We start from the raw sequence: 20590 nt of genomic DNA, 5'->3' as shown, positions 1-20590 counted from the left end.
CCGCGTGACCGAACGTGCCACCACGCCCGACCCCCGGCCCCCGCACCCCGCCCCCGACGCCACGCCCGACCTCTCCTCCAAGAACCCCGACTGGTGGCGGCAGGCCGTCGTCTACCAGGTCTACCCCCGCAGCTTCGCCGACGCCGACGGCGACGGACTCGGCGACCTGCGCGGCATCACCCGGCGCCTCACCCACCTGGCCGCCCTCGGCGTGGACGCCCTGTGGCTGAGCCCGTTCTACCCCTCCGAGCTCGCCGACGGCGGCTACGACGTCGCCGACCCGCGCGACGTCGACCCCCGCCTCGGCACCCTCGACGACTTCGACGGCCTGGTCCGCGAGGCGCACCGGCTCGGCCTGAAGGTGATCGTCGACATCGTCCCCAACCACACCTCCCACCAGCACGTCTGGTTCCAGGAGGCGCTGCGCGCCGGACCCGGCTCCCCGGCCCGCGACCGCTACGTCTTCCGCGACGGCCGCGGTCCGAGCGGTGAACTCCCGCCCACCGACTGGCAGTCCGTGTTCGGCGGCAGCGCCTGGCAGCGGGTGCCGGACGGGCAGTGGTACCTGCACCTGTTCGCCGCCGAACAGCCCGACCTCAACTGGAGCCACCAGGACGTCCGCGACGACTTCCGCACCACGCTGCGGTTCTGGTCCGACCGGGGCGTGGACGGCTTCCGCGTGGACGTGGCGCACGCGCTCGCCAAGGACCTGAGCGAGCCGCTGCGCGACCTGGGCGCGCCCGAGCTGAGCGGCGAGGCAGCCCTCACCGAGTTCGCGCCCGGCACGCACCCGTTCTACGACCGCGACGAGGTGCACGAGATCTACCGCGACTGGCGCAAGATCCTCGACGCCTACTCCCCGCCCCGGATGGCGGTCGCCGAGGCATGGGTCCCGGGCGCCCGCCGCGCCCTGTACGCCCGCCCGGACGAACTCGGCCAGGCCTTCAACTTCGAGTACCTGCAGACCCCGTGGGACGCGGACGCGCTGCGCCGGGTGATCGGCGACTCGCTGGCGACGGCGCACGCGGCCGGCGCCTCGGCGACCTGGGTGCTCTCCAACCACGACGTCGTGCGGCACGCCTCCCGGCTGATGCTGCCCCCGGACACCGACGAGAATGCCTGGCTGCTGTCCGGCGGCCGCGCACCGGCCGTCGACACCGCGGCCGGGCTGCGCCGGGCCCGCGCCGCCACCCTGCTGATGCTGGCGCTGCCGGGTTCGGCGTACGTCTACCAGGGCGAGGAGCTGGGGCTGCCCGAGGTCGCCGACCTGCCGACCGAGGTCCTCCAGGACCCGATCTGGGAGCAGACGGGCCGGGTCCGCAAGGGCCGCGACGGCTGCCGGGTGCCGCTGCCGTGGACGACCACCGGCCCTTCGTACGGCTTCGGGGCGGCCGGCGCCTGGCTGCCGCAGCCGCCCGCGTTCGCCGCGTACGCCGTCGAGGCGCAGGACGGTGTCGAGGGCTCGACCCTGGAGCTGTACCGCACGGCCCTGCGGCTGCGCCGCAAGCTGCTGGCCGGCGAGACGCTGACGTGGGCGCGGGAGGCACCGGCCGGGGTGCTCCAGTTCGACCGCGGGGACGGCTGGCGCTGTGTGACCAACCTGTCGGCCGAGCCGGTCTCCCTCCCGGCCGGCGAGGTCCTGCTGACCAGCGCGCCCCTGGAGGACGGCCGTCTCGGCCCGGACACCACGGCGTGGCTCGGCCGCTGAGCCGCGGCACCGCACCGCACGCGCTCCCGGCCGGCCCTCGCCGGCCGGCCGGGAGCGCGGCCCGTCCGGAAAAGGCCTGCGGCCGGTTCCTCAGCGGGTGTCGGGGTTCGCGGTCGGCCGGTCCGCCGGGCCGTCTCTGGGCGGCTGCGGATGCCCGTCGGCCCCCAGCAGCGGCGCCAGGAGGCGTTCGGGACGGTGCAGGCCCTCCGGCGGGATGCGGCTGCGCGGCGCGTCGGAGGTGCCCGGCAGCGGGACGGGACGGCGGGCGACCAGGTGCCCGACCCAGTGGCGGCCGCAGTGCTCGCAGGGCGGCGCGCCTTCCGGGGTGTAGGGGGAGGGGACGGCGGTGTTGTCCCGGTAGAAGTACTCCCACTCCTCCCCGCGGCCGTCCAGATTGCGCTGGACGTCGTAGTCCACGCTCCAGCGGTGCCAGCACGAACCGCAGGTGAACTCGACCCGTTCGACGGCAAGCTCGGTGATCACGACGGAGCACCTCCCGCAACCGCTGTGTCGCCCTCATCCCACCTTCCCCCTTAATACCCGGCACCGCCACACCCTCCCGGCCCCGGACCGGGCGCATGCCCGCGCCGGGGCCACCCGGACGGCCGCGCACCGCGTGCGACCTGCGGGAACGGACCGCGAGAATCGGTGCCAGGTGTGTCAGCGACGGACGTATGACGGACGTATGACGGCGTACGACGGACGTACGACGGACGTGCAGGGAGCCCGCCGACGATGAACAGATCCAGCAGGACGGCCGCCGCCGCGCTGAGCGCGGCCGCGATCCTTGCGGGCGCGTGGCCGTCGGCCGCCGCACCCGCCACCTCGGACGACGGCCACGGTTCGGCTGCGCGCGCCCGGGTGTCCTGGGGCACGGTCACCGTCCCGCCCGGACGGGCCGGACTCCTCAAGGCCACGGGCCTGACCGGCCCGGACCTCGGCACCGGCTCCACCCTGACCCTGACCGCGCCCGCCGGGGCCCGGGTGACGGGCACGCCCCTCGACGCCCCCGGCTACCGGGGCGCGGTGGGCGCCGACGGCCGGACCGCCGTGTACACCGCGACCTCGGCCGAGCGGCCGTGGCGCGCGGGAACCTTCCCCTTCGTGCTGACGGTGCCCGCCGACGCGGTGCCCGGCACCCGGCTGAGCGGCTGCTCCCTGCGGCTCGCCGACGCCGCCGGCACGACCCGCGCGACCGGCGGCTGTCAGGTGACCGTGGGGCTGGCCGAGCCGCAGCTGACCAGCCCGGAGCCGGGTGTGCCGCTGACCGCGCGGCCGGTCGTGGCCGGTACGGCCCATCCCGGCGCGCGCATCACCGTGCGCGGTCCGGACGACGGCACGGTGTGCACCGCCGTCGCCGGGCCCGACGGCCGGTGGACCTGCACGCCCGGCGAGGCCCTGCCCGAGGGCCCTGGCCGGCTCCAGGCGACCGCCACCCTGAACGGGGCGAGCGCCACCAGCGAGCAGATCCAGATCACGGTGGGCGCGCCGGCCCCGGGACGGTGACCCGGGGCGTCAGACGTGGCCCGGGCCGCCGCTGCCGAAGGCGCCGCTGGACCCCGGCAGCCAGCGTTTGCGGTTCTGGTCCTTGCCCGTCCTGCTCGCCGCGTGGTGCAGCTCGTAGGGCATGAGCCGTCGGGATCCGGTCTTCGACATGTCCGGAATCTCGTCCGGCTCCCGCATCTCCCGCAGCTCGTGGACCGCACCGCCGTCGGGCAGCCTCGGCTGCTCGTCGGCCCTGGGGCGGGGCTCCTCCTGGTCCATGTACCGCATGCCGATGCGTACGGCCCAGATCAGCGCGCCGGCCACGACCAGCCCGCCGACGAACGCCGCGAACACGTTCCACACGTGCTGGCTTGCGGCCAGTACTTCATACGCTGCCATGCTCATGCTTCCGATTATGGATGAGGAAATGAGATAAAGCGCCCGGAATGTCCCACCGGTTTCGCTCCTCGTTCGCCCCGCACGTGCGCCTCCTGCCTCCCTCCTGCCTCCGTCCTGCGTCCCTCCTGCGCCTCGTTCGGCCCGCTCCGGCGGGCGGCCGGAGTGCCCGCGTGGCAGATTGCGGCCAGAGGGAAGGCCGGGACGGGCCGTCGCGTCCCCACGTGTGCAGCTCGGGGCCCGGCCCCGGCCTTCCCGTCTCCGCGCACCGTCCCCGTCTTTGCGCACCGTCCGGCCCCGGTCGGCGGTGTCCGCGCCGGCGACGGTGGGCGTCGCGGTCGCGCCTGCCGGAGGCGCGCAGGTCAGAGCCGAGGCGCACCAGTGCGGTCAGGCCCCGGAGCAGGATGCCGGCCCGCCGGGTGAGGGCCGCACGGTGCACCTCCTGCCGACACGCGCCCGCCGCAGGAGGGCGCCGTGCGCCCCGACGCCACCACGAGGGACCTGCCCGCGCAGGAGGGCGCCGTGCGCCCCGACGTCACCACCGAGGACCTGTTGTCCGCCCTCGCCGCCCTCGCCGCCCTCCTCCGCGCGGTCCCGCCGCTCACCACGGCCACCGCCCCCGACGCCTGGCGCCGACCTTCGCCCTCGCCCTCGCCCTCGCCCTCGCCCTCGTCCTCGTCCTCGACGGTCCCCGCGCCACCCCGGCCGCCGCCCCGCCGCACCCCCTCCCCGACCGCGCCCTCACCGAGGCCGAACTCGGCGCCGTGCGGGGCGGGATGGGCCCGCGCCGGGCCCGGCCGGTCGAGGACACACGGACGGAGTGCCGGGGCGCAGGCGCCGTAGGAGCCGTTCACGGCACACCGTTCCCGGCGTGGTGGACGACCGGACCGGAAGGCGGCGGAGGACACGGTCGCGCGGGTGTGGCCGAACCGGCACAGGACATCTTCCTCGGCCGCGGCAGTTTTTCCGTCGAGGCGACTAGAGTTCCTCCCCGGGGAACCCGTCCCCGTGGCGGACCGTGTCACTGTGGTCCGCGGAAAGGTGCGTATGACCTCGGAAGGTCAGCCGAACGTCGACGGCCGGCAGCCGGACCAGGACCGGCCCCCCGTCGCCGACCGGCTCGACGACGACCATTTCCCCGCCTACACCATGGGCCGGGCGGCCGAACTGGTCGGAGCGACACCCGCTTTCCTCCGTGCCCTCGGCGAGGCACGGCTGATCACGCCGACCCGCTCGGACGGCGGGCACCGCCGCTACTCGCGCCACCAGCTCCGGCTGGCAGCCCGCGCGCGCGAGCTGGTCGACCAGGGAACGCCGGTCGACGCCGCGTGCCGCATCATCAGCCTCGAGGAACAGCTGGAACAGGCCGAACGGGACCACGAGGAGCTGCGCCGGTGGAGCGCGGGCACGGCCCCCGGGCCCCGGTGAAAACCTGCTCCCGCCGCAGCAGAAATTCCGCTCCCGCTGTCAAAATCTATTTCCTTAAACCCGCCGCCGGTGTTTTCCTCCGTGATTTTCCTCGCTTGCCGCGGATATGTTCCATGCTAGGCTGACGTCAGTTGCAGTTGTGGTTGCCAATTTGCTACCGGTTCTCCGGGCAGGTGATCATCGCGACGATGACGGGATTCGTAAGGTGCGAGTCCCAGCACTGTCTCAGGAGATTGATATGGCCACCGGTACCGTGAAGTGGTTCAACTCGGAAAAGGGCTTCGGCTTCATCGAGCAGGACGGCGGCGGCGCCGACGTCTTCGCCCACTACTCGAACATCGCCACCTCGGGCTTCCGCGAGCTCCAGGAGGGCCAGAAGGTGACCTTCGACGTCACCCAGGGCCAGAAGGGCCCGCAGGCGGAGAACATCGTTCCCGCCTGACCCGTACGCAGGGTTTGAGAGCAGGGGCCCGCACTTCGGTGCGGGCCCCTGCTCTTTGTTTTCCTGTCTTTATTCGTTTGCTTTTCTCCGCGGATCAACGTGTCCGCAACGCCTCCGCCCGCAGCGCGTCCACCGCGATCCGCGCCGCCGTGCCGATCACCGCGTCGGCCGCCGGAAGGGTGGCCGCGGTCTGAGCGGTACGGGTGAACACGGCGACGGCGTACCGCCCTCCGTCCGGATATTCGACGACCCCGACCTCGTTGCGCAGGGTCGGCAGGCTGCCGGTCTTCCCGGCGACGTGCACATCGTCGAACGGAAAGCCGGAGGCCAGGCGGTGCGGCCACACCTGAAGCCCCAGGATCCGCCGGACGGCGGCCCCGTGCTCCGGCGTGCACGCCTCGTCCCGCCACACCGCACCCAGCAGCCGGGTCATGTCGCGCGGCGTGCTGCGGTTGGTGCGGGCCGGGTCCAGCGCCCGCAGCCGGGTGATGACGTGCGGGTCGGTGAGCGCCCGCGCGCCGTCCGGCCCCGCGTCCTCCTTCATCGTGGCGAGCATGTCGCCGAAACTGTGCACGGCCCGCGTACGCGCCAGACCCAGCCGGGCCGTGGTGGCGTTGACCGCGTCGAGGCCCACCCGGCGCAGCAGCAGGTCGGCGGCGGCGTTGTCGCTGACCGCCATCATCAGGTACGCCAGGTCGCGCAGCGACAGCCGGGCCGCGTCCAGCATCGCGGCGGTCCCGGTGGGCCCCGGAGTGCGGCCCTCGGGCGGGCACTCGACCTGCTCGGTGAGGTCCAGCAGGCCCGCCGCGGCCTGCTCGTGCAGCGTGACCAGGACGCACAGCTTGTGGACACTCGCCGTGCAGACCGGCTGGTCCGCCCCGGCGTCGAGCTGCGCCCCGGAGTCGATGTCCAGGGCGTGCAGCCAGCCGGTGACCCCGGCGTCGGAGAAGGCCGCGTGGATGCGGGCGAGGGCGTCGGTCACAGCCAGTACTCCGATGCCGGGCGCAGATGCAGCGGGCGGGGCGGTGCGTCGGGGGTCGCGCCGGCGGTGGTGCGCAGGGCGTGCGTGGCCGCCTCGGCGAAGGCGTGCACGGCGGCGTTCCCGCGGCCCCGCAGCCAGGCCGCCGAATGCCGCAGCGCCGGCGCTCCCCCGCTCAGCGGACGCCACACGACCTCCGGGTCGCCGTCCCCCGCCGACAACGGCAGGGCGTCGCGCGGGCACAGGGCGACGGCCCCGGCGGACAGCACCAGACCGCGCACGAAACTGGCGCCCTGGCCGTGACGGACCGCGGCGGGAGTGAAACCGGCCCGGGCGCACGTCGTCAGCAGATCGTCGTAGAGGGCCGGGGCCGCGGCGCGCGGGAAGAGGATCAGGTCGTGACCGGACAGCGCGGCCGGCGGAACCTCCTCCAGCGCGGCCGCCCGCGCCCGGCGCGGCAGCAGCACGCCCAGCTCCCGGCGCAGCACCGGGCCCAGCTCCAGACCGGTGACGTCACACGGATGGTGCACGACACCGACGTCCAGTTCGTGGGCTGCCAGCCGGTCCAGCTGCTGCGCCGTGGACAGCTCGTGCAGTTCCAGCTCCAGTCCCGAGTGGCGGCGTCCGAAGTCCGAGAGCAGCGCGGCGACGGTCTCCCCGGACAGGTCCGGAGGCAACGCCGCCCGCAGCAGCCCCGTCTCACCGTCGCGCACCCGGCGCGCGGTCGCCAGGAACGACTCCGAACGGGCGAGGACCTCACGGGCCTGGGCCAGCAGCAGCCGCCCCGCCTCCGTGATCCGCACCTGGCGGCTCGTCCGCTCGAACAGCCGCACGCCCAGCTCCCGCTCCAGCCGCTGGATCCGCTGCGACAGCGGCGGCTGAGCCATCCCCAGACGATCCGCGGCACGCCCGAAGTGTGACTCTTCTGCAACAGCCACAAAGCACTCCAGGTGCCGCACCAGGTCCACGACCAGTAACCATATCGAGTACGTATTGATCCGAGATCGATAGCGGTCTTGGACGGACGGCCCGTACCGCTGCTGTGGTCGGGGCATGAACTCCTACCCCGACATCCGCCCCGCCGCCGGCGGACGCCGCCCGCGCCGCACCGCCAGGACGCTCACGGCCGTGGCGGTGGCGGTCGCGGTCGCCGCGGGCGGGGCGTACGCGGCCGGACTGCCGCCCTTCGACGGCGCGAGCGGACCCGACCCGGAGGCCACGGCCGCCGCCCGCGCCTTCCTCGCCGACTGGTCCGCCGGACGGCTCCCGGACGCCGCCGCCCGCACCACCAGGCCCGACCGCGCCGAACAGGTGCTGAGCAGCTTCACCACCGGACTCGACATCGAGAAGCCGCAGCTCACCGCCGAGGAACCGCGGGAGACCGGAGACGGCGCCGTCACCGTGCCCTTCACCGCCCGGATGCCCGTCACCGGCCTCGGCACCTGGACGTACACCTCGCAACTGCCGCTGCGGGAGCAGGCCGACGGCGGCTGGAAGGTCGACTGGCGGCTGTCGCTGGTCCATCCGCGGCTCAGCGACACCGAGAAGTTCCGCCTGGAACGCGAGAAGGACAAGCCCGTCGAGGCACTCGACCGCGACGGCGACACCCTCTCCGGCGCCACCCACCCCTCCCTCGGCCCCGTGCTGGCCCGGCTCGCCGGCGGCGCGGACGGCGCCGGGCCGCGTGGCGCGGTGCACCTCGTCGACCGGGCCACCGGGAAGGTGCGGCGCACCGAGGCGTCCTTCGGCCGGAAACCCGCCACCAAGGGCGACGACGGACCCGTCCGCACCACCCTCGACGCCGACTGGCAGGCGGCCGCCGAGCGCGCCCTCGCCGAGGCGGACGGCAAAAACGCCGCACTCGTCGCCCTGCGCATCGACGACGGCGAGATCCTCGCCGTCGCCAACGCGCCCGCCACAGGCTTCAACCGGGCCGTCTCCGGCACCTACGCGCCAGGCTCCACCTGGAAGATCGTCACCACGAGCGCGCTGCTGCTGAAGGGCGCGGTCGCACCGGACGACGTCGTCGACTGCCCCAAGTACCTCACGGTGGGCAAGCGGTTCCAGAACGTGGAGAGCTCCGAACACCCGGGCGCCACCTTCCGCAAGGACTTCACCGAGTCGTGCAACACCGCCTTCATCGGCCTGCGCGGCAAGCTCGGCGACGGTGAACTCGGCGAGGTGGCGAAGAAGTACTTCGGGGTCGGCCAGACCTGGCACGTCGGCGTGCCCTCCTACGACGGCTCCGTGCCGGTGCCGCGCGACGCCACGGAGAAGGCCGCCTCGATGATCGGGCAGGGCCGCGTCCAGGCCAACCCGCTGATCATGGCGTCGGTCACGGCGACGGCCGTGTCCGGCACCTTCCACCAGCCGTCGCTCGTCGCCGGCACCACCGACACCACCGCCACCACACCGCTGCCGCCGCGGGTGGTGACCCAGCTGCGCGCCCTGATGCGGGCGACCGTCACCGAGGGCACCGCGCGCGTCCTGTCCGACCTGCCCGGCGACATCGGCGCCAAGACCGGCACAGCGGAGGTCTCCGACGAGCAGGAGAACAACGGCTGGATGGTCGCCCACCGCGGCGGCGTGGCCGTGGCCTGCGTGGTCGAGGAAGGCGTCACCGGAGGCGGTTCCGCGGGGCCGGTGCTCCATTCACTGCTGTCCGCCGTACCCGAGTCCTGACCGAACGGCCGAAAGGGAAACCCCCGTGTCCGCACACCTCTCACGTCGCGCGCTGCTGCTGGCCGCCGCCCTCGCCCCCGTGGCCGGATGCGCCGCCGACACCCCGGCGCGCGAGCGCGGCGCGCCCGCAGCGTCGTCGGCGTCCTCGGCGTCTTCCGCCCCGCCGAGCCGCCGCGCCCCCGCCCCGGTCGACCCGCGGGGCCTGGCCGGCCTGGAGCGCGAGTACGGCGCCCGGCTCGGCGTGTTCGCCGTCGACACCGGGAGCGGCGCCACCGTCGTCCACCGCGCCGACGAACGCTTCGCGTTCTGCTCCACCTTCAAGACCCTCGCCGCGGCCGCCGTGCTGGACCGCGGCCCGCTCGACCGGCTGGAGCGGCGCGTCACCTACACCCGGGCCGACCTCGCCGCCTACTCACCCGTCACGGAGCGGCACGTCGACACCGGCATGACGCTCCGTCAGCTGTGCGACGCGGCCGTCCGGTACAGCGACAACACGGCCGCCAACCTGCTGCTGCGCCACCTCGGCGGCCCGCGCGCCCTCACCACCCACCTGCGTGGTCTCGGCGACCGCGTGAGCCGTCTGGACCACTACGAGCCCGAACTGAACCGGAACCCGCCGGGCGATCCGCGCGACACCACCAGCCCGCGGGCCCTGACCGCCGACTACCGGGCCCTCGTCCTCGACGACGCCCTGCCCGCGGAGAAGCGGGAACTGCTGAGGGACTGGCTGGTCCGCAACAAGACCGGCGGGCGGCGCATCCGGGCGGGCGCGCCCCGGGGCTGGACGGTGGGCGACAAGACCGGCACCGGCGACTGGGGCCGGGCCAACGACGTCGCCGTGCTGTGGCCCGACCGGGGCGAGCCGATCGTGCTGGCGGTCATGAGCGAGCGGCCCGACCGCGCGGCCGAGCCCAGCGATGCGCTGGTCGCCGAGGCCACCCGGCGCACCCTGGCCGCCCTCGGCTGAGGTACGGGCGGCCGTCGGCCCGCCGCCGGTTCACTTGCCGAGGCAGATGACCAGCAGGCAGAGCCGGTCGGAGTCCGGGGTGGTGGCCGGCGGGGTGCTGGGGGCGGGCTCGGAGCCGCCGGTGTCCTGGCCGGCGCCGCTGTCCGAGCCGGTCCCGGTGCTGTCGTCGGCGGCCGGGGGCGGCGTCGACGGCTGGGTGGACGGGGCCGAACCGCCGGTCGCCGAGCCGCCGTCGGAGCCGCTGCCCGCGCTGCTGTCCGAGCCGCTGTCGCCGCCGGTCGTCGTGTTCTGGCGCGCGCCGGAGCCGGTGTCCGGGGAGGTGGTGCGGGGCTGGGTGGACACCGCCGAGCCCGAGGCGGCGGCGCCGTCCGTGCGGGTGTCGGAGGGGGCGTTGGACGCAGGGGTGTCGTCGGCGGGACGGGTGCGCTCGTCGTCCGCCTCGGACGACTCCTCGGTGTGCTCCGGTCCGGGCGTCGGTATGGACGGGTCGCCGTACCGGTCCAGAGGGCTCTTGCCGCCCATGCCCTTCAGGTCGGGTGCCGAGGCGGCCTGGGCGCCGTCTCCGGTGCCCCGGTCCAGCGAGGCGAGGGTGATGCCGCCGCCGACCATGGCCACGGCCGTCGCGACCAGGGCGCGCCGCTGGGTCTTCTTCCAGCGGGCCCGCTGCCGCCGCCGGGCCGCCCGGCCGGTGCCGGCGGCCGCGGCCGCAGCGAGCGGCGCCTCGTCGGAGGACGGCGTGCCCGCACCGGCCGCCGCGCCCTCGGTGAAGAGCGCACCGTCCGCGGAACCGGCCGCTGCCGCTGCCGTTGCAGCGGTCCCGGCGGCGCCGAGGACGGGCGCGATGTCGGGGGCGTAGGCACCGCAGCCGGGGCAGACCAAGGCGCCGTTCAGATGTCGGCGGCACGTGGAGCAGTAGTCCATGTCTTCCTCAGGTGACGTACCGACGCCCCAAGGGGCGGCTGGTCCGGGATCAGGGCACAGCAACGCTAACGAGCGCCACCCCCGACTGTGTGCAGTCTGTGTGCTGCTCCTGCGCACATTCTCTGCACAGCTCGCGTGGGGGTCGTGAGCATGACCGTCGCACCACCGCACAATGGACACACTGCTCACAACAACGTTCGGGCCTGAGACGGAAGTTGGCCTTGACGCCGCACGGATGGTGCCGCGTCGGCCGTCCAGTCGTTTGGTCGCCCACGCTGCACGATCGCCCGGAAGGCACCTCACGTGATCCCCCGTACCACCCCCCACTGTGTACGTCGTGTCACCCTTGCCCTGACCGCCGGTCTCTCCGCCCTGTCGCTCACCGCCTGCGGTGTCGTCGGCGGATCCGGTGACGGGGCCGACTCGGCGTCCTCCCGCAAGAGTTACGACATCACCGTCGGCCTGCTGCTGCCCGACCGGGACACGGCACGCTTCGAGAAGTTCGACTATCCCCTCATCAAGGAGCGGATCTCCTCCCTCACCAACAAGCAGGGCAAGGTCGTCTACGCCAACGCCGAGGGCAGTGAGAAACGGCAGAGCGAGCAGTTCCGGAAGATGGTCGCCGACGACGTCGACGCGATCGTGGTCGACGCGGTCGACGCGGAGGCCGTCGAGCCGGACGTGCGCAGGGCGAAGGAGGCGGGCATAGCCGTCATCGCCTACGACCGGCTGGCCCAGGGCCCGATCGACGCCTACGTCTCGCACGACAACGAACTCGTCGGGCAGGTGCAGGGCCGTGCCCTGGTGAACGCGCTCGGCGACGCGGCGGAGAAGAGCAAGGTCGTCATGATGAACGGCGAGCCCGCCGACCCGAACACGGCCCTGTTCAAGAAGGGCGCGCTCAGCGAACTGGACGGCCACGTCGACATCGTCAAGTCGTACGACACCACCAAGTGGCTGCCCGAGGTCGCCGCCGAGAACATGCGCAAGGCGATCAAGGAGGTCGGCCTCGGCGACGTCGCCGCCGTCTACTCGGCGAACGACGGCATGGCCGGCGCCGTCATCGAGGCGCTGCAGGACGCGGGCGCCACCGAACTGCCGCCGGTGACCGGGCAGGACGCGGACCTGGCGGCGGTGCAGCGGATCGTCGCCGGCACGCAGTACATGACGGTGTACAAGTCCTTCCTGCTGGAGGCGACCGGTGCCGCGGACATGGCGGTGGCCAAGGTGCAGGACCGCTCGATCCAGTTCGACGCGCTGGCCCGGGAGCGGGTGGACAGCCCCACGCAGCGGGACATCCCGGCGATGCTGGTCCCGGTGGTCGCGCTGACCAGGGAGAACATCGAGGACACGGTGATCCAGGACGCCGTCTACACCGTCGAGGAGATCTGCACCGAGAAGTACGCGGCGGCCTGCGCGGAGATCGGCCTGCTGTGACGCCGCACGGCCCGCCCGGAGACCTCCGGGCGGGCCGAACGCGGTGGCCGCGGCCGTCACGGGGTCACGGCGTCACCCTGTTGCCGCCGAAGGTGACGTCCAGGCTGCCGTCCGCGGCGAACGACCAGTCCAGGGCGCCGGAGTAGTCCGCGCACCGGGAGCCGTTGGAGCCGGTCCAGAACTGGTTCGAGCCGTCGGCGTCGCCGACGGTCTTGTCGTTCGAACCGTCGTCGCCGCGGCAGGAGGTGTTGTCGCGGAACACGGACGTCCCGGCGTCGAAGGAGAAGTTGCGCTCGGCGTTGTCGACGGAGACGTTGCCCGAGACGGTCATCGAGCCGGGGTTCCGGTTGTAGGTGAACCCGTGCTTGCCGTTGTCGTAGGCGATGCTGCGCCGGACGACGTGGTCGACCCCGATGTCCTCGCCGCCGAGCTTGTAGCCGTTGCGGTCGCCGCTGGAGTTCTGGGTGCCGTCGGAGAGGGTGCCGTTGCCGTGGGCGAGGGAGTCCTCGATGGTCACCGCGCCGATCGGGCCGGTCTCCGACTTGGTGTAGAGGTCCCAGCCGTCGTCGATGTTGTGGTGCGCGACGGCGTACCGGAAGACGTTGCCGGGCCCGGAGGTGAGCTTGGCGGCGAAGCCGTCGGCGTCCTCGCCGTCGGAGTCGGCGTTGTCGTGCGACTCCGCGCTCAGGATCAGGTTGTGGGAGGGCCACTGGTCGCGCGGGGTGTCGGAGGTCGTCCGGGACAGTTGCAGGCCGGTGTCGCGGTTGTGGCGCGTCACCGTGCGTTCGATGACGTTGTGGCTGCCGCCGACGAAGATGCCGTTGTCCCCGGCGCGTTCCACGACGAGGCCCTTGATGTGCCAGTACGACCCGTTCACGGCGAGCCCGCGGTTGGACGAACTCTCGCTCTGCGCGGAGAAGTTCAGCACCGGTGTCTCACCGGCGTGGGCGACGAGCTGGGTGCGGTCGGCCGCGGTGCCGTTGTTGCCCGCGGGGATGGTGACCGTCTGCGCGTGGTCGTAGCGGCCGCCGCGCAGGTGGATGGTGCCGCCGGGGGCGATGCGCTCGATCGCGGAGGTCAGCGTCGTCGGGTCGGACTGTGTGCCGGAGGCGCTGTCGCTGCCGCCGGGCGCCACGTACAGCTCGGAGGCGGCCTGCGCCGGTGTGCCGGACAGCGCGACGAGCGAGCCGGCCAGCAGACCGGCGGCGGCGAGGGCGTGGCTCAGGTGCATCGTTCGTCTCCAGTTCGTGGGGGCTGGTGGGACGAGATGAGCGTCTGTTCGCGTCCTTGAACGGGACGGTGGTGCGGGTGTCCCGTGGAAGGATGGGGGGAAAGCGCTTGCTGGTGACGCTAGATGCGGTGACGTGAGCGCGTCAATACCTGTGACGCTGAATCAGATTCACGCACATGAACGGTCATCGGTGCCGGAGCGCGGCCGGCCCCGGAACGCCGATGCCCCCCCCGCCCTCCCCGGAAGTGTTGCGCGCGGGTCGGGTCGCGGGGGCATCGGCCGCCGGGCGGGCCGGCGGGACGCTACTGGGTGAGGCGCTGCTCCAGGTCGGCGAGGCCCTCCTCGGCGGCCGTCACGCCGAGACCGAGGTACCAGGTCTCGTCCGGGACGTCGAACGCGTGGCCGGCCTTGACGGCACCGAGGTTCTTCCACAGCGGGTTGCCCTGGGCCTTGGACTTGTCGGTGGCCTTCGGGTCGCCGTAGACGCCGGTGAAGATGTAGTCGGCGTCGGCCTGGTCGATGTTCTCGGCGCTGATCTCGGCGGCCAGGTCGTCGATGTCCTGGTTCTTCGGGCGCGGGATGCCGGCGTCCTTCAGGATCGTGCCGATGAACGAGGCGTTGGCGTACAGGCGGATGACGCCGTCGGGCAGGTACCGCACCATCGAGACGGTCGGCTTGTCGGCGCCGAGCTGCTCGCCCAGGGCCTTCGCCTTCTTCTCGTAGGCCGCGAGCTTCTGCTTCGCCTCCGCGGTCCTGTCCAGGGCGGCGGCGTTGAGGAGGTAGTTCTCCTTCCAGGTGAAGCCCGGACGCAGGGAGAACACGGTCGGCGCGATCTGCGACAGCTCGTCGTACTTGTCGGCGGCGCGCAGCTGGCTGCCGAGGATCAGGTCGGGCTCGAGCGCGGCGATCGCCTCGAGGTTGAGGTTGTTGATGGTGCCGACGTTCTTCGGGCTGCCCGCGTCGTCCTTGAGGTAGGAGGGCAGTTCGGGAGAGCCCTCGGTCGGGGCGAGGCCGACCGGCTCGATGCCCAGCGACACGACGTTGTCGAGCTCACCGACGTCCAGGACGACGACGCGCCGCGGCTGGGCCTTCAGCTCGGTCTCGCCCATGGCGTGGGTGATGGTGCGCGGCCACTCGCCGGGCTCGGCGTCGGTGCCCATGGCCGCGGTCTTGGCGGCCGCGTCGGCGAAGTCGTCCCCGCCCTGGGCCACGGCCTTCTTGTCGCCGGCTCCGGCGGAGGACTCGGCGGAGGCGCCCTCCCCGCCGGAGGAACCGCACGCCGACAGGGAGAGAGCGGCGGCGAGGGCCAGGGCTGCGGCGGAGAGGCCGCGGCGGCGGACGGACATGGGAGGACTCCCGTCGTACGGTGAAAACTCGGGAAAAACTAAGGCGAGGCTTACCTTATGAGAATCTTAGGGATCGGCCATACCCGGAGCGTGTGGTTCCGATCACTCGCCGGTGCGGGGCCCGGCCTGGCGCGGCGGTCCGGGCACCACCAGCGGATCCCCGGTCACCGGGTCCGGCACCACCACCGACGCCATCCCGAACACCTCCTGCACCAGCTCCGCCGTGACGATCCCGGCGGGCGGCCCCTGCGCCACGATCCGTCCGGCCTTCATGGCGATCAGGTGGTCGGCGTAGCGGGCGGCCTGGTTCAGGTCGTGCAGCACCGCCACCACCGTCCGGCCCCGCTCGCGGTTCAACTGCCGTACCAGGTCCAGCACTTCGACCTGGTGGGCGATGTCCAGGTAGGTGGTCGGCTCGTCCAGCAGCAGCAGGTCGGTGTCCTGGGCGAGGGCCATGGCGATCCACACGCGCTGGCGCTGGCCGCCCGACAGCGCGTCGACCGGACGTTCCGCCAGATCGGCGGTGGACGTGCGCTCCAGCGCCTGAGCGACGGACGTCTCGTCCGTCTCCGACCACTGCTGCCACCACTTCTGGTGCGGCTGCCGTCCGCGCGAGACCAGGTCCGCGACCGTGATCCCCTCCGGGGCCACCGGCGTCTGCGGCAGCAGCCCGATCACCTGGGCGATGCGCCGGCTGGGCAGCCGGGACAGGTCGGTGCCGTCGAGGAGCACCGCGCCGCTGCGGGGCTTCAGCAGCCGGCCCAGGGCGCGCAGCAGCGTCGACTTGCCGCAGGCGTTGGGGCCGACGATGACGGTGACCTTCCCGTCGGGGATCTCCACGTCCAGGCCGTCGACGACCGTGCGGTCCTCGTAGGCGAGGGTGAGTTCCTGGGCGGTGAGACGGTTGCCCATCACGCGGTTCCTCCGGAACGGCTGGTACGGGTGCGGACGATCAGCCACATCAGATAAGGGGCGCCCACCAGGGCGGTGAACACGCCGACCGGAAGCTCCAGCGGCGACAGCAGCCGGCGCGCCAGCAGATCGGCGACGACCACGATCAGGGCGCCGGTCAGCGCGGAGCACACCAGCGGGATGTGCGGGGTGCGGGCGAGCCGGCGGGCGATCTGCGGCGCGAGCAGCGCCACGAAGTCGACGGGCCCGGCGGCGCCGGTCGCCACGGACGCGAGGACGACACCGAGCAGGCTCAGCCCGAGGCGCACCCGGTCCAGGCGGATGCCGAGGGCGGTGGCCGTGTCGTCGTCGAACGCCGAGCCGCGCTGCGCCCGGGCCGCCCACAGCAGCAGCGGCAGGAGCAGCAGCAGGACCGTCGCGAGCGGCGCCGCCTGGTCGTAGCCGCGGCCGTTGAGCGAGCCGGTGAGCCAGGTCTTCGCCTGCTGGGCGACGAGGTAGTCGCCCTTGGTCACCAGCAGCCGGGTCAGCGCGCCGAGCGCCACCGAGATGCCGATGCCGATCAGTACGAACCGGGACGCGGCGAGCCCGCCCCGCCAGGCGAGCAGATAGACGAGCAGCGCGGCGAGCAGCCCGCCCGCGACCGACACGTACGGCAGGACGGCGTACGAGGTGAGCCCGAAGGTCATCGCGGCGACCGTCGCCGCGCCCGCGCCGTGCGTCACGCCGATGACGTCGGGGCTGGCGAGCGGATTGCGGGCGACGGTCTGGATCAGCGCGCCGGAGATCCCGAACGCGACGCCCACCAGCAGCCCGGTCACCAGGCGCGGCAGCCGCAGCGTGCCGACCACCAGCTCGCTCTGGCTGGGCAGGCCCAGCAGGACCCGCACCACCTCGCCGGGTGCGACGAAGGACTCGCCGACGCACAGCGACGCCACCACGGCGGCCGCCAGCGAGACGGCGAGGACGACGGCCAGCACCATGCTCCTGCGGTGCAGCAGGAAGCTGCCGCCGTGCCCGGGCCGCAGCACGGTGTGCCCGGCGGGCCGCAGCCGTCCGGGCCCCGCGGCCTTCGGGACGGAGCCGGTCCGTCCGGTACGCAGGTCCGTCATGCCGCCACCGTCCTCCTGCGCACCAGCACCACCAGGAACGGCACCCCGGCCAGCGCGGTCATCACGGCCACCGGCACCTCCGAGGGCCGTACGATCACCCGGCCGAGCACGTCGGCGAGCAGCAGCAGCACCGGGCCGAGCACCGCGGCCATCGGCAGCAGCCAGCGGTGCGCGGGCCCCACCAGCGCGCGGGCGATGTGCGGAACGGCGAGGCCGGTGAAGGCGATCGGGCCCGCGGCGGCGACCGCGGCGCCGGTCAGCACGGTCGCGCCCAGCGCGCCGGTCGCCCGCAGCAGCGCCACGTTGCGGCCGAGGCCGCGGGCGATGTCGTCGCCGAGCGCGAGCGCGTCCAGGCCGCGCGCCATGGCCAGCACCAGCAGCAGCCCGGCGAGCAGGAACGGCCAGACCTGGCCCGCGATGGTCGCGTCCCGTCCGCTGAGGGAACCGACGTCCCAGAAGCGGAACTCGTCCAGGGCGCGGGCGTCGGTGGTGAGGATCGCGGCGACCAGGGAGGCGAGGAAGGCGTTCATCGCCGCGCCGGCGAGGGCCAGCTTGACCGGTGAGGCACCGTCCCGGCCGCCGCTGGCGACGGCGTAGATGCACACGGCCGCGGCGCCGGCGCCGGCGAACGCGTACCAGACGTATCCGGTCAGCGAGTGCACGCCGAGGAAGGCGATGGCGCAGACGACGCCGAGTGAGGCGCCCTGGCTGATGCCGAGGATGCCCGGTTCGGCGATCGGGTTGCGGGTGATGCCCTGAAGAACCGTTCCTGCAATGGCGAGGGCGACTCCGACCAGCACGCCGATGACCGTCCGCGGCACCCGCAACGACCGTACGACCTGTGCGTCGGGGCTCGTCCCGCCGTGCACCAGCGCGTCCCAGACCACCGAGGGCGCGGTGGCGCGACTGCCCACCGCCAGACTCAGCATCACTGCCAGCAGCAGGAGGAGAAGGCCGACGGCCATCCACCCCACCCGGCGGCTTGCGGCTCCCGACATCCACCCTCTCCGTATCACTTAGCCAAGGCTGGCCTAAGAGTACGCGGTGGGGGAGGAGCGGCCTCCGGCGCGCGGGCCGCTCCCCGCCGGTCCGTCCCGGTCAGTCGCGGCCGAACATCCCGCGGCGGCTGCCGAGGTCGAGGAAGACCGTCTCGCCGGTGGAGTCGTCCAGGCCGTCGTTGTCGGTCACGGCGAAGACGCGGCCGTTGCCCGCCACGGCGAACCCTTCCAGCTTCTCCTGCGTCCAGCCCTTCGTGGCGCGCAGGTCGGGCAGCACGTCGTGGACGAGCCGCTTCGGCAGCACGGTGAGCGCGCCCTCCGGTGCGGCCCCGCGCGGCAGGTCGACCGCGTGGATCCGCTTGATCCTGGCCGCCGGACCGTTCAGCTTGTCGCGCTCGACGACGGCGAGCCGGCCGCCGACCGCGGTGATCTCCGACAGGCCGATCCAGTCGCCGGGCGTACTGGTGGTGTCGAGCCGGTAGCCGTACCAGCTCCAGGTGCCGGCCCGGACGTCGTAGCGGCCGAGCCGCACCACGCCCGCCGGGTCGCCCTGGACGCCGCGCTGCAGGGCGGCCCACACGATCTCGCGGCCGTCGGCGCCGGTGGTGGCGGTGACGCCCTCGAAGCCCTGCGCGCCGAGGCCCGCGGCGACGTCCGCGGGAAGCGGCACGACCTGCCGCGTGACACCGGACCGGTCCAGGCGCACCAAGTTGTTCCCGGCGCCCGTCCTCCCCTCGACGGCCAGCCAGAACCCGCCCTGTGGACGGGCGAAGATCCCCTCGGCGTCGTAGCCGGCCGGCCGGCCCGCGGCGTCCCGGACCGTCAGCTCCCGCTTGATCACGGCCGGCGTGCGGCGGGTGTCGACGGTGAGGACGCGGGTGGTGGCGTACGCGGCGTCGGTGACGGTGTACAGCTCGTCGGGACGGCCCGGGACCGCCGACAGCGCGCCGAGCGCGCCCCAGCCGATCGGGGTGCCGGCGGAGCCGGACGCCGAGACGACCGACGGGAAGGCGGGCGTGCCGCCGCCCAGCCGGAACAGGCCGACCGTGGCGCGTACGCCCGCGGCGGCGTCGTCCTCCTCGCTGGAGACGGCGAGCAGCCCGCGCGACGGGATCGGCAGCAGCCCCTCGGGGCCGTTGGTGGTCGGCAGGACCTGCCGGAACACCGGCCTGCCGGGCCGGCTGACGTCGTAGACGGCGACGAAGTTGCTCCGCTCGGAGCCGACGAAGGCGTAGCGCACACCGTCGTACGTGGCGACGGCCAGGCCCTCCGGCTCGGTGCCCTTGTTCTCGGAGCGGTCCTCGTTCAGCAGTCCGTGGCGCGCGGCCAGGTGCTCGAAGCCGGCGCCCGCGTCCCAGACGACCGTGCCGGTGCGGCTGTCGAAGACGCTCCAGCCGCGCGAACCGCCCTTCCAGTCGCCCTCGTTGGCGGTCGCCAGGTAGCGGTCGTCGAGCCAGGCGACGGCGTCCGGCTCGCGCGGCACGCCGGTCAGCGACCCGCTCTGGTCGATCACGCCGTCCTCGACGGTGTCGACGCCGCGCACCGACGCCGTACCGGCGGAGAACGCCTTGGTGATGCGTCCCGAGCGCAGGTCGACCAGGACGATGCCGTTGTTCTCCTGGAGCGTCACGACGAGCTGTCCCCGGCCGTTGACGGAGACGTACTCCGGCTCGGGATCGGTGGGTTCGGTGATCCCGGCGGCGGTGAGCGCGGGCAGCGCGGAGCCGTCGGCACCGGTCAGCGGCACCTTGCGCAGGCCCCACGCGCCGGGCGAGGCACCCTTCAGGTCCACGATCTGCAGGAACCCGGCGGGCGCCTGCGGCAGATCGCCCTTCTCGCCGCCGGCCGGGGCGGCGTCCTCGTCGCGCTCGTTCTCGACGGCGACGGCGGCGTACCGCTTGTCCTTGCTGAGCGCGATCGAGTCGGGCTGGCCACCGAGGTCGTGGCTCGCCACCCGCTCGCGGGTGGTGAGCGAGACGACGTCGAGACGGCCGGAGGGGTGCGCGTGGCTCGCGCTGGTGTTCACCACGACCAGCACGTGGTCGCCGACGACGGTCACCGAGGTCGGCTCGTCCTCCGCGTCGCCCAGCGAGGCCAGCGACAGCGTGCCGAGACCCTTGGGCCGGCCGGGGTCGCCGATGTCGAGGAAGCCGATCCGCCGGGCGGCGGCGTCGGTGTGGACGAGGGTGCGGCCGTCCTCGCTGGTCGCGGAGATCTCGGCGACGGTCTCGGCGGCGGCGTCCTCCCCGGCCGGACGGTTGTGGAACACCGGGTAGGTGGCGGTGCGTTCGAAGGCCACGGGCCGCGGCGGCGCATGGCCCGCACCCGCGTGCCGCTCCGCACCCGCGTGCCGCTCCGCGCGCGCGGCACCCGCGCCCGCGTTCTGGTCCGCGCTCGCCGTGCCCGCGCCCGCCAGGGCACCCGCGGTCACGGCCAGGGCCGCGAGCGCGGCGTGGGTTCTCTTCGGCAGCATCGTTCCTCCGGTGTGCTCCGCTGCGGAGCGGAGTGCCCCACTGCGGAGCCGGATCGTCCCACCCGGCGGCCAGGAC

The 20590-nt window shown here is 73.6% G+C and carries 18 protein-coding genes; 7 read left to right on the top strand and 11 right to left on the bottom strand.

Going from position 1 to position 20590, the window contains the following annotated elements:
• Positions 1-4: 4 nt before the first annotated feature.
• A complete protein-coding gene (locus FGW31_RS16655; protein ID WP_142194222.1) occupies positions 5-1708 on the top strand; it encodes a glycoside hydrolase family 13 protein in 1704 nt (567 codons plus the stop codon).
• 90 nt (positions 1709-1798) lie between these two features.
• Here the strand turns inward: FGW31_RS16655 and FGW31_RS16650 are convergent, their stop codons facing one another.
• Entirely contained in the window at positions 1799-2191 is a 393-nt protein-coding gene (locus FGW31_RS16650; protein WP_142194221.1) for a hypothetical protein, read from the bottom strand.
• A 252-nt stretch (positions 2192-2443) separates the two neighbouring features.
• On the opposite strand from FGW31_RS16650, the gene FGW31_RS16645 reads away from it, so the two are divergent.
• Positions 2444-3214 (top strand): Ig-like domain-containing protein, encoded by a 771-nt coding sequence (locus tag FGW31_RS16645; protein WP_142194220.1) that lies wholly within the window; start codon positions 2444-2446, stop codon positions 3212-3214.
• A gap of 9 nt (positions 3215-3223) precedes the next feature.
• On the opposite strand, the gene FGW31_RS16640 is transcribed toward FGW31_RS16645, so the two are convergent.
• Positions 3224-3598, bottom strand: a complete 375-nt coding sequence (locus tag FGW31_RS16640) for a DUF6479 family protein (protein ID WP_142194219.1) — start codon at positions 3596-3598, stop codon at positions 3224-3226.
• A gap of 1038 nt (positions 3599-4636) precedes the next feature.
• Between FGW31_RS16640 and FGW31_RS16635 the strand changes: the two genes are divergently transcribed.
• A complete protein-coding gene (locus FGW31_RS16635; protein ID WP_142194218.1) occupies positions 4637-5017 on the top strand; it encodes a MerR family transcriptional regulator in 381 nt (126 codons plus the stop codon).
• A 238-nt stretch (positions 5018-5255) separates the two neighbouring features.
• Positions 5256-5459 carry a cold-shock protein gene (locus FGW31_RS16630; protein ID WP_004985680.1) on the top strand — a complete coding sequence of 68 codons (204 nt, stop codon included), beginning with the start codon at positions 5256-5258 and terminating at the stop codon, positions 5457-5459.
• A gap of 94 nt (positions 5460-5553) precedes the next feature.
• Here the strand turns inward: FGW31_RS16630 and FGW31_RS16625 are convergent, their stop codons facing one another.
• Together FGW31_RS16625 and FGW31_RS16620 are read right to left on the bottom strand one after the other, a co-directional pair.
• Positions 5554-6441 carry a serine hydrolase gene (locus tag FGW31_RS16625; RefSeq protein WP_142194217.1) on the bottom strand — a complete coding sequence of 296 codons (888 nt, stop codon included), beginning with the start codon at positions 6439-6441 and terminating at the stop codon, positions 5554-5556.
• Positions 6438-7406 (bottom strand): LysR family transcriptional regulator, encoded by a 969-nt coding sequence (locus FGW31_RS16620; protein ID WP_142194216.1) that lies wholly within the window; start codon positions 7404-7406, stop codon positions 6438-6440. The genes FGW31_RS16625 and FGW31_RS16620 overlap by 4 nt, the downstream gene beginning before the upstream one ends.
• An 85-nt stretch (positions 7407-7491) precedes the next feature.
• Between FGW31_RS16620 and FGW31_RS16615 the strand changes: the two genes are divergently transcribed.
• Both FGW31_RS16615 and bla read left to right on the top strand, forming a co-directional pair.
• Positions 7492-9120 (top strand): penicillin-binding transpeptidase domain-containing protein, encoded by a 1629-nt coding sequence (locus FGW31_RS16615; RefSeq protein ID WP_142194215.1) that lies wholly within the window; start codon positions 7492-7494, stop codon positions 9118-9120.
• Between the two features lie 79 nt (positions 9121-9199).
• Entirely contained in the window at positions 9200-10087 is an 888-nt protein-coding gene (gene bla / locus FGW31_RS16610) for a class A beta-lactamase (protein ID WP_373303350.1), read from the top strand.
• A 30-nt stretch (positions 10088-10117) separates the two neighbouring features.
• Here the strand turns inward: bla and FGW31_RS16605 are convergent, their stop codons facing one another.
• A complete protein-coding gene (locus tag FGW31_RS16605) occupies positions 10118-11008 on the bottom strand; it encodes an SCO2400 family protein (RefSeq protein WP_142194213.1) in 891 nt (296 codons plus the stop codon).
• 303 nt (positions 11009-11311) lie between these two features.
• Here FGW31_RS16605 and FGW31_RS16600 point away from each other — a divergent pair, with 303 nt between their 5' ends.
• The gene (locus FGW31_RS16600) at positions 11312-12445 is read left to right on the top strand and encodes a sugar ABC transporter substrate-binding protein (protein ID WP_142194212.1); all 1134 of its coding nucleotides are present in this window, start codon (positions 11312-11314) and stop codon (positions 12443-12445) included.
• 64 nt (positions 12446-12509) lie between these two features.
• On the opposite strand, the gene FGW31_RS16595 is transcribed toward FGW31_RS16600, so the two are convergent.
• The 6 genes from FGW31_RS16595 to FGW31_RS16570 all read right to left on the bottom strand — a co-directional run bounded on the left by FGW31_RS16595 (position 12510) and on the right by FGW31_RS16570 (position 20514).
• Complete coding sequence (locus tag FGW31_RS16595) at positions 12510-13676, bottom strand: right-handed parallel beta-helix repeat-containing protein (RefSeq protein ID WP_142194211.1); 1167 nt, start codon at positions 13674-13676, stop codon at positions 12510-12512.
• A 302-nt stretch (positions 13677-13978) separates the two neighbouring features.
• Entirely contained in the window at positions 13979-15022 is a 1044-nt protein-coding gene (locus FGW31_RS16590; RefSeq protein WP_142194210.1) for an ABC transporter substrate-binding protein, read from the bottom strand.
• 102 nt (positions 15023-15124) lie between these two features.
• Positions 15125-15934 (bottom strand): ABC transporter ATP-binding protein, encoded by an 810-nt coding sequence (locus FGW31_RS16585; RefSeq protein ID WP_142194209.1) that lies wholly within the window; start codon positions 15932-15934, stop codon positions 15125-15127.
• A complete protein-coding gene (locus FGW31_RS16580; RefSeq protein WP_142194208.1) occupies positions 15934-17043 on the bottom strand; it encodes a FecCD family ABC transporter permease in 1110 nt (369 codons plus the stop codon). The genes FGW31_RS16585 and FGW31_RS16580 overlap by 1 nt, the downstream gene beginning before the upstream one ends.
• Positions 17040-18041: a FecCD family ABC transporter permease gene (locus tag FGW31_RS16575; RefSeq protein ID WP_142194207.1), complete on the bottom strand. Its 1002-nt coding sequence runs from the start codon at positions 18039-18041 to the stop codon at positions 17040-17042. Before FGW31_RS16575 ends, FGW31_RS16580 begins: the two co-directional genes overlap by 4 nt.
• 100 nt (positions 18042-18141) lie before the next feature.
• Entirely contained in the window at positions 18142-20514 is a 2373-nt protein-coding gene (locus FGW31_RS16570) for an esterase-like activity of phytase family protein (RefSeq protein WP_142194206.1), read from the bottom strand.
• Positions 20515-20590: the final 76 nt, after the last annotated feature.

It is taken from the genome of Streptomyces calvus (assembly GCF_006782915.1).
GTDB classification, from domain to species: domain Bacteria; phylum Actinomycetota; class Actinomycetes; order Streptomycetales; family Streptomycetaceae; genus Streptomyces; species Streptomyces calvus.
This window is presented reverse-complemented; position numbering and strand designations above follow the sequence as displayed.

Excerpts from the sequence above, each read along its gene's own strand:
- FGW31_RS16645 (WP_142194220.1), top strand. The coding sequence starts at position 2,444 with ATGAACAGATCCAGCAGGACGGCCGCCGCCGCGCTGAGCGCGGCCGCG.
- FGW31_RS16595 (WP_142194211.1), bottom strand. The coding sequence starts at position 13,676 with ATGCACCTGAGCCACGCCCTCGCCGCCGCCGGTCTGCTGGCCGGCTCG.
- FGW31_RS16615 (WP_142194215.1), top strand. The coding sequence starts at position 7,492 with ATGAACTCCTACCCCGACATCCGCCCCGCCGCCGGCGGACGCCGCCCG.
- FGW31_RS16590 (WP_142194210.1), bottom strand. The coding sequence starts at position 15,022 with ATGTCCGTCCGCCGCCGCGGCCTCTCCGCCGCAGCCCTGGCCCTCGCC.
- FGW31_RS16585 (WP_142194209.1), bottom strand. The coding sequence starts at position 15,934 with ATGGGCAACCGTCTCACCGCCCAGGAACTCACCCTCGCCTACGAGGAC.
- FGW31_RS16640 (WP_142194219.1), bottom strand. The coding sequence starts at position 3,598 with ATGAGCATGGCAGCGTATGAAGTACTGGCCGCAAGCCAGCACGTGTGG.
- FGW31_RS16580 (WP_142194208.1), bottom strand. The coding sequence starts at position 17,043 with ATGACGGACCTGCGTACCGGACGGACCGGCTCCGTCCCGAAGGCCGCG.
- FGW31_RS16630 (WP_004985680.1), top strand. The coding sequence starts at position 5,256 with ATGGCCACCGGTACCGTGAAGTGGTTCAACTCGGAAAAGGGCTTCGGC.
- FGW31_RS16635 (WP_142194218.1), top strand. The coding sequence starts at position 4,637 with ATGACCTCGGAAGGTCAGCCGAACGTCGACGGCCGGCAGCCGGACCAG.
- FGW31_RS16575 (WP_142194207.1), bottom strand. The coding sequence starts at position 18,041 with ATGTCGGGAGCCGCAAGCCGCCGGGTGGGGTGGATGGCCGTCGGCCTT.
- FGW31_RS16605 (WP_142194213.1), bottom strand. The coding sequence starts at position 11,008 with ATGGACTACTGCTCCACGTGCCGCCGACATCTGAACGGCGCCTTGGTC.
- FGW31_RS16570 (WP_142194206.1), bottom strand. The coding sequence starts at position 20,514 with ATGCTGCCGAAGAGAACCCACGCCGCGCTCGCGGCCCTGGCCGTGACC.